The organism is Amycolatopsis sp. NPDC043887, from assembly GCF_056435665.1.
Window position 1 is genome coordinate 625,752 of record NZ_JBWKEB010000002.1, and the last position, 11,889, is coordinate 637,640.

At 68.8% G+C, this 11,889-nt stretch carries 12 protein-coding genes; 6 read left to right on the forward strand and 6 right to left on the reverse strand.

The window, feature by feature from the left end; translation table 11 throughout:
- Positions 1 to 171 precede the first annotated feature (171 nt).
- Positions 172 to 804 carry a sigma-70 family RNA polymerase sigma factor gene (locus AC069H_RS08120; RefSeq protein WP_478228667.1) on the forward strand — a complete coding sequence of 211 codons (633 nt, stop codon included), beginning with the start codon at positions 172 to 174 and terminating at the stop codon, positions 802 to 804.
- Here AC069H_RS08120 and AC069H_RS08125 read toward each other — a convergent pair.
- The 5 genes from AC069H_RS08125 to AC069H_RS08145 form a co-directional block, all read right to left on the reverse strand.
- Positions 801 to 1,448 (reverse strand): response regulator transcription factor, encoded by a 648-nt coding sequence (locus AC069H_RS08125; protein WP_340683654.1) that lies wholly within the window; start codon positions 1,446 to 1,448, stop codon positions 801 to 803. The two genes, AC069H_RS08120 and AC069H_RS08125, sit on opposite strands and share 4 nt — an antisense overlap.
- Entirely contained in the window at positions 1,445 to 2,974 is a 1,530-nt protein-coding gene (locus tag AC069H_RS08130; RefSeq protein ID WP_478228666.1) for a sensor histidine kinase, read from the reverse strand. Before AC069H_RS08130 ends, AC069H_RS08125 begins: the two co-directional genes overlap by 4 nt.
- Before the next feature lie 48 nt (positions 2,975 to 3,022).
- Positions 3,023 to 3,538, reverse strand: coding sequence for a pyridoxamine 5'-phosphate oxidase family protein (locus AC069H_RS08135; RefSeq protein ID WP_478231770.1), 516 nt, complete (start codon positions 3,536 to 3,538; stop codon positions 3,023 to 3,025).
- 134 nt (positions 3,539 to 3,672) lie between these two features.
- Positions 3,673 to 4,104, reverse strand: a complete 432-nt coding sequence (locus AC069H_RS08140) for a nitroreductase/quinone reductase family protein (protein ID WP_478228664.1) — start codon at positions 4,102 to 4,104, stop codon at positions 3,673 to 3,675.
- 10 nt (positions 4,105 to 4,114) lie between these two features.
- Positions 4,115 to 4,897, reverse strand: coding sequence for a TetR/AcrR family transcriptional regulator C-terminal domain-containing protein (locus AC069H_RS08145; RefSeq protein WP_478231771.1), 783 nt, complete (start codon positions 4,895 to 4,897; stop codon positions 4,115 to 4,117).
- A 78-nt stretch (positions 4,898 to 4,975) separates the two neighbouring features.
- On the opposite strand from AC069H_RS08145, the gene AC069H_RS08150 reads away from it, so the two are divergent.
- Positions 4,976 to 7,237, forward strand: a complete 2,262-nt coding sequence (locus tag AC069H_RS08150) for an ATP-binding cassette domain-containing protein (RefSeq protein WP_478231772.1) — start codon at positions 4,976 to 4,978, stop codon at positions 7,235 to 7,237.
- A gap of 51 nt (positions 7,238 to 7,288) precedes the next feature.
- Here the strand turns inward: AC069H_RS08150 and AC069H_RS08155 are convergent, their stop codons facing one another.
- On the reverse strand, positions 7,289 to 8,146 hold the full coding sequence (locus AC069H_RS08155) for a hypothetical protein (RefSeq protein ID WP_478231773.1): 858 nt from the start codon (positions 8,144 to 8,146) through the stop codon (positions 7,289 to 7,291).
- 137 nt (positions 8,147 to 8,283) lie between these two features.
- Between AC069H_RS08155 and AC069H_RS08160 the strand changes: the two genes are divergently transcribed.
- The 4 genes from AC069H_RS08160 (at position 8,284) to AC069H_RS08175 (ending at position 11,569) form a co-directional block, all read left to right on the forward strand.
- Positions 8,284 to 9,417 (forward strand): metallophosphoesterase, encoded by a 1,134-nt coding sequence (locus AC069H_RS08160; protein ID WP_478231774.1) that lies wholly within the window; start codon positions 8,284 to 8,286, stop codon positions 9,415 to 9,417.
- A gap of 124 nt (positions 9,418 to 9,541) precedes the next feature.
- Positions 9,542 to 10,186 (forward strand): DUF998 domain-containing protein, encoded by a 645-nt coding sequence (locus AC069H_RS08165; protein ID WP_478231775.1) that lies wholly within the window; start codon positions 9,542 to 9,544, stop codon positions 10,184 to 10,186.
- A gap of 23 nt (positions 10,187 to 10,209) precedes the next feature.
- Positions 10,210 to 11,007, forward strand: coding sequence for an alpha/beta fold hydrolase (locus tag AC069H_RS08170; RefSeq protein WP_478228658.1), 798 nt, complete (start codon positions 10,210 to 10,212; stop codon positions 11,005 to 11,007).
- A gap of 13 nt (positions 11,008 to 11,020) precedes the next feature.
- Positions 11,021 to 11,569 carry an O-acetyl-ADP-ribose deacetylase gene (locus AC069H_RS08175; protein WP_478231776.1) on the forward strand — a complete coding sequence of 183 codons (549 nt, stop codon included), beginning with the start codon at positions 11,021 to 11,023 and terminating at the stop codon, positions 11,567 to 11,569.
- Positions 11,570 to 11,889: the final 320 nt, after the last annotated feature.

Consider the following 11,889-nt stretch of genomic DNA (forward strand, 5'->3'; position numbering starts at 1 on the left):
ATACCCCGGGGACACCAGGGCCTAAAGACCCGACTACTCCGGGCTGCTGTACCGGTGTGACGCGCGGACGCGCTCCGTAACGTCAAGAGGGCCAGACAGGCCTGGGGGCTTTCGGGAGGTGGGGACGATGAAAACGCACAGGGGCGCGCCGAGAACGGCCGATCCGGCGTGATGACCGTGTCCGAAGCCGTACGCCCGACATATCAGCCCCGCCCGGGAGAGCCGGACGGTGAACTGATCCGTGCGGCGATCAAGGGTGACCGGCGGGCCGTCGGGAGCCTGCTGGCGCTTCTCCGGCCGATCGTGTTCCGATACTGCGTGGGCAGGCTGGGCATGACGACACGCGGCGTCTCCAGCGCCGACGACTGCACGCAGGAGGTCCTGATGGCCGTCCTCGTCGCCTTGCCGCGTTACAGCTACCAGGACGTCAGCTTCCTGCCGTACGTCTTCGGGATCGCCTCGCACAAGGTCGCCGACGTCCGCCGGAACCTCGCCCGCGACCCGTCCGCGCCGGTGCCCGATCCGGAGCCCGAACAGGACGGGCCGTGGAATCCGACGTTCGAAGAGGTCGAGAAGGCGGACCGCGGCCGCCGGTTGTCGCGGCTGGTCGAAATCCTTTCGGCGAAGCAACGCGCCGTGCTGGTGCTGCGCGTGGTCCACGGGTACAGCGCCGAAGAGACCGCCGTCGCGCTGGGCATGGCGAGCGCGGGCGCGGTCCGCGTCACCCAGCACCGGGCGCTCCACGAACTGCGCCGGGTGCTGCGCGAGGATCCCGATTTCGCCGGCGGGTTCACCTTCTTCTAGGAGGTGGACCTGCGGCGTTGCGTGGCGTAGACGGCGGCGGCGGTCCGGCGTTCGAAACCGAGCTTGTGCAGCAGGGACGACACGTAGTTCTTGACCGTCTTCTCCGCCAGATACAGCTTTTCCGCGATCTGGCGGTTCGTCAGCCCGTCGGCGATGTGGTCGAGCACCCGCCGCTCCTGCGGGCTCAGCTGTTCGTATCGCGGGTCCTGGAGGTCGCTCTCCCCGCGCAGCCGGTTCATCACCGACGCCGTCAGCGTGCTGTCCAGGAGCGATCCGCCCGCGGCGACCGTGCGGACCGCCTTGACGAGCGCGTCGCCGGAGACCTGCTTGAGCATGTACCCGGCCGCACCCGCCATGATCGCGCCGAACAACGCGTCGTCGTCCGAATAAGAGGTCAGCATCAGGCAGGCGGGCGGCGGATCGACGGACGCCCGGATCTCCCGGCAGACGCTGACCCCTTCACCGTCCGGCAGCCGGACGTCGAGCACCGCGACCTGGGGTTTGACCGCGGGGATCCGCACGTAGGCCTCGGCGGCCGTGGACGCCTCGCCGACCACGGTGAGATCGTCTTCGGCCTCGAAGACGGTCTTCAGCCCGGTGCGGACGAGTTCGTGATCGTCCAGCAGGAACACCGAAATCGTCATCCCACGCTCCCCTGTCGGGCCGGCAGCTCCACCGACCAGTCGAGCCTCGTCCCGCCCTCCGGCCTCGCTTCGACGCTGAACGACCCGTTCCAGCGTGCCGCGCGTTCGGCGAGGTTCGCCACCCCGCTGCGATGACCTGGTTCGGCGGGCATGCCGACGCCGTCGTCCACCACCGAAAGCTTCAGCCGTCGCCCGTCGCGGTCGACCGAGACGTCGACCGAAACCGTCGTCGCCGCGGCGTGTCTGACCACATTGGACAGTGCCTCGCGCAGGGTCGCGATGAGGTCCGAGCGGACGGTGTCCGGCACGCTCGAGTCGAGCGGCCCGTCGAACCCGACCCGGGGTTCCGACGCGCAGCCCGCGTCCAGCGCGACGCGCAGCAGCTCCGACCGGAGGCTGCCCTGTGCCTCCGCCGGTTCCTGCAGCGAAAAGATGCTGTTGCGGATCTCCCGGATCGTGCGGTCGATCTCGTGCGCGAACCCGGTCACGCGACCGGCGACGGCGGGTTCGACCGCGAGCCTGCTGAGTCCCTCCAGACCGAGCCCGATCGCGAACAGCCGCTGGATCACCAGGTCGTGCAGGTCGCGGGCGATCCGATCGCGGTCCTCGAAGACGGCGAGCCGCTGCCTGTCCTGCTGCGCGCGGGCGAATTCGACCGCGAGCGCGGCGTGCGCCGCGAAGGTCTCCGCGAGCTGGACGTCGTAGGCGGAGAAAGGGGTCCTGTCGCGGAACTTCGCCACCAGCAGGACACCGAGTTTCTCCTCGCCGGCGATCAGCGGGACGACGACCGTGGAGTCGAGGTCCTTGATCGCCGCGGGCATGACGGCACCGCGCCCGCTCTGGTACTCGACGACCTTCTCGCCGTAGTCCCGGACCACGACGGGTTTGCCGGTGGTGAACGCCATCCCGGTCGCGGTGCCCTCGGTCGGCACGACCATCCCGGCGAGCCGGTCCGCGTCCGGGCCCGGCGGCTCGACGACCTCGAAGATCAGCTGCCCGTCGCCGCGGGGACGGGCCACCGCGCCCGCGGTGGCACCGGCGACGACGCGGGCGCGCTCGGCGATCAGGCGCAGGGTCGCGGTCAGATCCTGGTCGGTCAGGAGCGCGCCGGTGACGTGATACGAGGCTTCGAGCCAGCGTTCGCGCCGCTGCACCTGCTCGAACAGCGCGGCGTTCTCGATCACCACACCGGCCGCCGCGGTGAGCGCGACGAGCAGATCCTCTTCGGCTTCGGTGAACTCCTCGCCGTCCGGTTTGCGGGCGAGGTACAGCATCCCGAAGATGCGCCCGCGCATGCGGATCGGCATCACGCGGGACTCGTCCTCGGACGGCGGCAGCTCCCATGCGTCGCCGAAGCGGATGAACTCGTCGGAATCGAGCACGCTCAGCGCCCCGTACGGCGCACCGGTCAGCTCGCAGGCGGATTCGACCATCCGCCGCAGGACGTCGGAGAGGCTGAGATCGTGGGCGATCCCGGCCACCGCGTCCAGAATCCTGGGCGCCTTGGCGTCGCTCGCCGCACTCATCCGCCGCACTGACGTCACCGTCCCGGAGTAACTCCCCGGGCAGTGGGGTCAGGAATGACAGACGCGCCCGGATAGCTCATCTGGTGCGTCGATCACAGACAGCGCTTCGTTACTGCAAGCGCCGAGGATCCTTCGACCGGTCACCGATTCGATCGGGATGCGAAGGTACCGGAAATCCGCCTGACCAGTCCAGCAGCTCAGCGGCAGGGTCTCGAGTTCGGCGATCACGATTGGATCACGCACCTCGGAGGCGCGGCCGACGACGGTGACGAACCAGCCCGTCCCCAGGTCCTTTCCGAACTCGTCGACGGCGAACGCCACCACACTGTCGAGTATCCCGGCGAACAACGCGCTCTGGGACGGCGTCCGGACCACGATCGCGCCGTGGTGGAGCGCGAACCGCGCGGGCTGGATCGCAGGCATGGCCCGCGAAGTGAACACCACCCGGCCGAGCCCTGCACCCGCGAGCAGTGCCAGGCACTGCTCGCGGCCGAGCGTCGCGAGACCCAAGGAGTCGGACATCGGCATCCCCGCGTTCTCGTCGTGTGGTTCGTCGAGATCCACGGTCCCCGGCTTACCGACTCGCCGGTAGGGCCGATGGACCCGGCCCGTGCGGGGGATGGGGCCGGTTGGTCGTGAGTGGCGATTCGGGTCAGAACCCGAATCGCCACTCACGACCAACCGGACCGAACACGCACCTACGCCTTGGGCGACAACAGCACCACGGGGATCTCGCGTTCGGTCTTGGTCTGGTACTGCGCGTAGTTCTTGAAGTCCGCGGTGATCTTGGGCCACAGGAGGGCGCGCTGCTCGGCGTCGGCCACGCTCGCGACCATCGGCTTCGCGCTCTCGCCCTTCAGGGTCACCTGGACGTCGGGGTTGTCTCGGAGGTTGAGGAACCACGCCGGGTGCTGGTCGTCACCGCCGCGCGAGGCGACGATGACGTACGCGTCACCCTCGCGCAGCGGCGAAGTCAGCAGCACGGTGCGCGGCTGGCCGGATTTGCGGCCGATGGTGGTCAGCTCCAGGACGGTCATCCCGGCGACCTGCCAGCCGGCGCGGCCGCCGCTGACCTTCTGGATGACGCGGTGGACGGCGTTCATGGTCTTCAAGGCGAAATCGGAGGGCATGCGGAGAAGGCTACTCCGCTTTCGTCGCGACTTCGATTCCGTCCAGGATGACCGCCAGCGAGAACTCGAAGGCCTCCCTCGCCTCCTGCTCCAGATAGGACACCGTCTCGTCCTCCATCCGGAACGCGTGCTCACTCTCCATCCAGGTCAACGTCGGGAAACGTTCGGCGAAGTCCGGCGAGACCTCTTTCAGATGCGCGGAGCGCGCGTACCACCACTCGTCGTCGGACTGCCCGGTCACCTTTTCGGCCAGCCGCGCCTCCGAGGCCGTCCTGGCAGGCTCGCGCACGCACGAGTACAGCGCGCTGACCAGCCGCCGCAACGCCGTCGGCCGCAATCCGGTCCGGCGCAGGATCTTCACCAGCGCCTCCAGGACGACGTACTCGTTCGGCCCGAGCACCGGCCGCGCCTGCGAGACCTGCAGGACCCAGGGGTGCCGCAGGTAGAAGTCCCAAAGGTCCTCGGCCCAGCGTGCGGCGTCGGCCCGCCAGCCATCTCCGTCGTAAGCAGTCGAAAGCTCGGCGAGCGCCTTGTCGTACATGAGATCGACGAGTTCGCTCTTGCTCGGGACATAGGTGTAGAGCGCCATGGCCGTGCGGCCGAGCCGGTCCCCGACCGCCCGCATCGAAAGGCCCGCCATACCTTCGGCGTCCGCGATGGCGATGGCGGTTTCGACGATCAGATCCACCGAAAGCCCCGGTTTGGGGCCGGGTCGCTCGGCGTCCCGCGACTCGGTCCGCCACAGCAGTGCCATCGACCGCCGGGGGTCTCCCTGCGCCGCGTAGACGACCACTTGCCAACTCCTTACAGCATAAACTAACCTCTGCTACCCTCACTTTACAGGCTAAAGAGTTTCAACCAGGGGAGAGCCATGCCTTCGGCCGCCGACAGCCACGACATGATCCAGGTGCGCGGAGCCAGAGAGAACAACCTCGCCGACGTCTCGGTCGACATCCCCAAACGCCGCCTCACCGTCTTCACCGGTGTCTCGGGTTCGGGGAAGTCGTCCTTGGTGTTCGGCACCATCGCCGCGGAGTCGCAGCGGCTGATCAACGAGACCTACACCGCGTTCATCCAGTCCTTCATGGCCCCGGTCGGACGGCCGGACGTGGACGCGCTGCGGAACCTGAGCGCCGCGATCGTCGTCGACCAGGAGCGGATGGGCGCCAACTCCCGGTCCACGGTCGGCACCGCGACCGACGCGCACACGATGCTGCGGATCGTCTTCAGCAGGCTGGGAACGCCGCACGTGGGGACGTCGGGAGCGTTCAGCTTCAACCTTCCCGAGGGGATGTGCCCCGAATGCGAGGGGCTGGGCAAGGTCTCCAGCATCGATATCGACCAGCTGGTCGACAAGGAGCTTTCGCTCGACGAAGGGGCGATCACCGTCCCGAACTTCACGCCCGGCAGCTGGTACTGGAAGGGGCTGGCGGAGTCCGGTTTCGTCGATCCCGCGGTCAAGCTGAAGGACTACACCCCGCAGCAGTGGGAAGACTTCATGCACAAGCCCGCCACCAAGATGAAGCTCGGCGGGATGAACACCACCTACGAAGGCCTGCTCGTGAAGGTGCAGCGGCTGTTCCTGTCGAAGGACAAGGAAGCGACACAGCCGCACATCCGGGCCTTCGTGGACCGGGCGATCACCTTCCGGCGGTGCCCGGCGTGCGAAGGCGCGCGGCTCAACCAGGCGGCGCTGTCCTCGAAGATCGAGGGGCTGAACATCGCCGACTGCTCGTCTATGCAGATCAACGACCTGGCGGACTTCCTCCGCAAGATCGACGATCCGTCGGTCGGGCCGCTGATGCAGACCCTGCGCGGCACCCTCGACTCGCTCGTCGAGATCGGCCTCGGTTACCTGAGCCTCGACCGTGAATCGGGGACGCTGTCCGGCGGCGAGGCGCAGCGCGTGAAGATGGTGCGGCACCTGGGTTCCAGCCTCACCGACGTCACGTATGTCTTCGACGAACCGACCGTCGGGCTGCACCCGCACGACATCCAGCGGATGAACGGTCTCCTCCTGCTCTTGAAGGACAAGGGGAACACGGTGCTCGTGGTCGAGCACAAACCGGAGACGATCGAGATCGCCGACCACGTCGTCGACCTCGGCCCCGGCGCCGGGCCGAACGGCGGGCAGATCTGTTACACCGGTGACGTCGCCGGACTGCGCGCGTCCGGCACGCTGACCGGGCGGCACCTCGACCACCGGGCGCGGTTGCGCACCGACGTCCGCGTGGCACGCGGGCAGATCGAGATCCGGAACGCGACCCGGCACAACCTGCGCGGTGTCGACGTGGATATCCCGCTCGGGGTGCTGACGGTGGTCACCGGCGTCGCCGGTTCGGGCAAGAGCTCGCTCATCCACGGCTCACTGTCCACAAGGGACGACGTGGTGGTGCTCGACCAGTCGGCCATCCGCGGCTCGCGGCGAAGCAATCCGGCGACCTACACCGGCCTGCTCGACCCGATCCGCACCGCGTTCGCCAAGGCCAACGGCGTCAAGGCGGCCCTGTTCAGCGCGAACTCCGAAGGCGCCTGCCCGAAGTGCAAGGGCATCGGCCTGATCTACACGGACCTGGCGATGATGGCCGGCGTGGCGACGGTCTGCGAGGACTGCGAGGGCAAGCGGTTCACCGCCGAGGTGCTGACGTACAAGCTGCGGGGCAAGAACATCAGCGAGGTCCTCGCGATGCCCGTCGCCGAGGCGCGCGAGTTCTTCCCCTCGGGGCAGGCACGGACGATCCTGGACCGGCTTTCCGACGTCGGCCTCGGTTACCTCGGGCTCGGGCAGCCGCTCACGACCCTGTCCGGCGGGGAACGGCAGCGGATCAAGCTCGCCATCCGGATGGCGGAGAAGTCGGCGACGTACGTCCTCGACGAACCGACCACCGGCCTGCACCTCGCCGACGTCGACCAGCTGCTGGGCCTGCTGGACCGGCTCGTCGACGACGGGAACACGGTGGTGGTGATCGAGCATCACCAGGCGGTGATGGCGCACGCGGACTGGATCGTGGATCTCGGGCCGGGCGCGGGTTCGGACGGGGGTCAGGTGGTGTTCACGGGGACTCCGGGCGATCTGGTCGCCTCCGGTGACACGCTCACGGCGCGGCACCTTCGCACCTACGTGGGCCGCTAGCGCGTGCTATGAAAGGCCCCTTCCTTGCAAATTTCGCAAGGAAGGGGCCTTTCATAGCACGCGGGACCGGCGCCGAACCGCTTCACGAGCACCCACGGCACCGATAAGCCCCAGCACCCCCAAAGCGACCCCCGAAGTCACCATCTCGACCGGCGAAGCCGCCACCGGCGAAACCCCGGTCACCGACTCCAGCCCCACCACCGCGGTCAGCACCGAGTAAGCACCGATCGCCACCCACACGAGCCGCACGCGCCGCCGTTCCGTCCAGTCCGCGAACCGCAGCAGCCACGCGAGCCCGGGCACGATGAGGATCGCGTGCATCGCCACCGCGTGCAGCGGCTTCAGCGCACCGGCGGTGGTGTACGCGGCCTGCGGGTTCTCGCCCCGCGCCGCCACGACGCCGCTCGCGATCATGGCCGCGCCCGCGCCCAGCGCCACCAGCAGCGCGACGAGGCCGAACCGCACCGCGAGCCGCATACTCGCCGTGGTCTCCCCTTCGCCGCGCAGCGCCGCGGCCGTGAACGAGACCGCCGTCAGGATGATGACGCCGCCGCCCGCGGCGAGTGTCGTCGACACAGCGTTGTCGAGGCCGGTCTCGAAGTTGAAATGCGACGGCACCCCGCGCCAGGCCTGCATGCTCACGAGCACCGTCTCGACGACGCTCGCCACCGTGAAGACGCCGAGCAGCATGTTCCGCACGCGCGGCCGCACCGCGACGTAAGACGTCGCCCAGGCGACGGTGATCAGCGTCAGCCCGAACGACAGGCCGAACGTGACCGCCTTCCGCATCGACAGCGGCCCGGTCCAGGAACCGCCGGACGCGACCAGCACGACCGCGTGCACGAGACCGCTGAGGAACAGGAGCGCCCCGGTCGCGTAGGCGACGCGTTCGATCGTCCGTGTCTTCATGCCGAAGAGTCTCTTCCGCGGCGAGACGAAAAGCGTCGGCCGTGAAGCGACACCACGCGTACGCCCATCTACGTACCTGAGACGCCCTCAGCGAAGACGGCGGTAGAGACCAATGGTCTGTTAGTCTGGCCGACATCATGCCCCGCATCCTTGTCCGCGTCGCCGCGCTGATCGCCGTTCTCGCCCTCCTGTTCGGAGTGCCGTGGTGGACGATCGTCGGCTCCCCCGCACTCCCGGCCGCGCTCGAAGTCCTCGGCACGGTCGTGTTCGCCACCGCCGCGGTCGCCGTCCCCGCGTGCATGGTCCTCGGCCACGGCCCGTGGCAGCGTGATCTCGCGGCGAAGATCGGTGATCTCTCGCTCGGGTTGATCTGGCTGCTGTTCTCCTTGTCGGTACTCGGAAACGTGCTGCGGCTCGCCCTCGCCGTGTCCGGAGTGGACAGTGCGGCGGGAATCGTGTCCGGCGTCGTCCTGGTCGCCTTCGCGGCGCTGGCGGCGTACGGGATGTTCGAGGCCCGGCGCGTGCCGAGGCTCAAAGAACTCGACGTCGTGCTCCCCCGCCTCGGCGCCGGGCTCGACGGTCTCCGCTTCGCGATCATCACCGACACCCACTTCGGCCCGCTGAACCGGACGACGTGGTCGGAGAAGGTCGTCGAAGTGGTGAACGAGCTCGACGCGGACGTCGTGGCCCACGCGGGCGACCTCGCCGACGGTACCGTCGCCAAGCGGCAGGAGCAGGTCGCGCCGCTCGGGAAGGTGCGGGCGAAGCTCGGCAAGTTCTACATCACCGGCAACCACGAGTACTTCGGCGAGGCGCAGGCCTGGCTCGACCACATGCGCGACCTCGGCTGGGAGACGCTGCACAACCGGCACGTGCCCGTCGGCCGCGGCGGGGACACGCTCGTCTTCGCCGGTATCGACGACCCGACCGGCGCCGCCTCCGGCCTGCCCGGCCACGGCCCCGACCTGCCCGCCGCGCTCGACGGCGTCCCCGCGAGCACTCCGGTCGTCCTGCTCGCCCACCAGCCGAAGCAGGTCAAGCAGGCCGCCGAAGCCCGTATCGATCTCCAGATCTCCGGGCACACCCACGGCGGCCAGATCTGGCCGTTCCATCTCCTGGTCCGGCTCGACCAGCCCGTACTGGCCGGGCTTTCGCGCCACGGCGAGCGCACGCAGCTCTACACGAGCCGCGGCACCGGCTTCTGGGGACCGCCGCTGCGCGTCTTCGCGCCGAGCGAGATCACTCTCCTGACCTTGCGAAACGGCAAGTAGTCACCGGGTCGCGACACCTCCGGCGTCGCACCACCCACAACCGACAAATTTTTTTGTCTTGACAACTGAGGCTTTCGGAGCGAGAGTTGTGCCAACGCATTAGCCGCCCCGAAAGGCCGAAACGATGACCATCACCGCCACCCGAACCCACGTCGCGCTCCCCACTCGCGCCCTGCTTGCCTGCGGCGCCGTCTCGGGTCCGCTGTACTTCCTGACCTCGCTCACCCAGGCCGCCGTGCGCGACGGCTTCGACCCGGCGAAGCACCCGGCGAGCATGCTGAGCAACGGCGACGCCGGCTGGATCCAGGTGACGAACTTCCTGGTCACCGGGGTCCTGATGATCGCGGGAGCGATCGGGCTGAGCCGGACGCTCGAATCGGGCAGAGGCAGCACGTGGGGGCCACGGCTGCTGGGCGTCTTCGGCGTCAGCCTGCTGTTCGCCGCGGTCTTCAAGGCCGACCCCGGCAACGGCTTCCCGGTCGGCACCGGCCCCGCCACCCTCAGCACCGCGGGCGTCCTGCACATGGCCGCCGGCTCGATCGGTTTCCTGTCGCTGATCGTCGCGACCTTCGTGTTCGCGAGCCGCTTCTCCCGTGAGGGCAGCCGCGGCTGGGCCGTCTACTCCCGCTCCACCGGCATCGCGTTCTTCGCCGCCTTCGCCACGATGAGCTCCGGCAACGCGAACGCCGTCGTGATGCTCGCCTTCTGGGCCACCGTGATGCTGGCCTGGGGCTGGGTCACCGCCGTCATCCTCCGCACCAACCGCTGAACACATCCAGGAGACTTACCGCCATGAGCACCGTGACCTCGCAAGACGGCACCACCATCGCCTACACCCGCATCGGCTCCGGCCCCGCCGTCATCCTGGTCGACGGCGCGATGTGCCACCGGGAGTTCGGCCCGGCCACGCCGCTGGCCGCCGAACTGGCCGCGCACTTCACCGTCTACACCTACGACCGCCGCGGCCGCGGCGAAAGCGGCGACACCGCGCCGTTCTCCGTCGCCCGCGAAGTCGAGGACATCGCCGCGCTGATCAAGGAAGCGGGCGGGACCGCCTACGTCTACGGGATCTCGTCCGGCGCCGCGCTCGCCCTCGAAGCCGCGAAAGCCGGGCTCCCGATCACGAAACTTGCGGTCTACGAGTTCCCGCTGGTCGTCGACGACACCCGCCCGCCGGTCCCGGCCGACTACGCCGAACGGCTGGAGAAGGCCATCGCCACCGGCAAACCCGGCACCGCGATCAAGACCTTCATGCGGGAAGGCGTCCGTGTCCCGGCTCCGGTCGTCTTCATGATGCAGTTCATGCCGGCCTGGCCGAAGCTGAAGAAGGTCGCGCCGACCCTGCGCTACGACGCCGCCCTGTTCGACGGTCTGCACGACGGCACCCCGTTGCCCGAAGGCCACTGGGCGAGCGTGTCCGTGCCGACGCTGGTCATGGACGGCGGCAAGAGCCCCGCGTGGGTCCGCAACGGTGTCGCCGCGCTGGCCAAGGCGGTCCCCGGCGCCGAGCACCGCACGATCGAAGGCCAGACGCATATGCTCAAGCCGAAGGCCGTGGCCCCGGTCCTGATCGAGTACTTCACCGACTGACGGAGCGATCACGATGATCGAACTGGTCGAAGGCGACATCACCGAGCAGCGGGTCGACGTCGTGGTCAACGCCGCGAACTCGTCACTGCTCGGGGGCGGCGGGGTGGACGGCGCGATCCACCGCCGCGGCGGGCCGGAGATCCTCGCCGAATGCCGGGCGCTGCGCGCGGGGCACTACGGCAAGGGACTGAAGACCGGAGAGGCGGTCGCCACCACGGCGGGCCGCCTCCCGGCGCGCTGGGTGGTGCACACCGTCGGGCCGATGTGGTCCGATTCCGAAGACCGCTCCGCACTACTGGCGGCCAGCCACCGCAACTCGCTGCACGTGGCCGCCGATCTCGGCGCGCACACCGTGGCGTTCCCCGCGATCTCGACCGGGATCTACCGATGGCCGGTCGAATCCGCGGCGGAGATCGCCCTCGAGACCGTGGTGAACACGCTCTCGGCCGGGTCGTGCTCCGTGGAGCTGGTGCGGTTCGCACTGTTCGGGAAGCCCGCTTACGACGTGTTCCGCGAGCAGGCGGAAGCCATGGGCCTCGTGAGTGGTAAGGACGGTTATTGAGGGGTAAGGCAAATGTGGCGTGCTGCGTGCTGGAGGCACGGCCTGCCGGGCTGATCGCGACCCCACTGTCCACAAGGGACACAAAGACACCCCCGGGTGCCCGATTTGGGCGCTTTGCGTGGGGGTCGTGAGTGGCAATGATCGCTCTAACCGTCTTTGCCGCTCACGACCCCGGCAAGAAGCGGACATCATGACATCAATCGGGCGCACAATCGGCGTGAAGCGTCCCAGATGGACACTTCACGCCGGAGTCGGCCGATCTCATCACGAAGCCGGCGAAGACGGCCCGCGTGACAGGGAGTCGATCACGCCACGTTCGC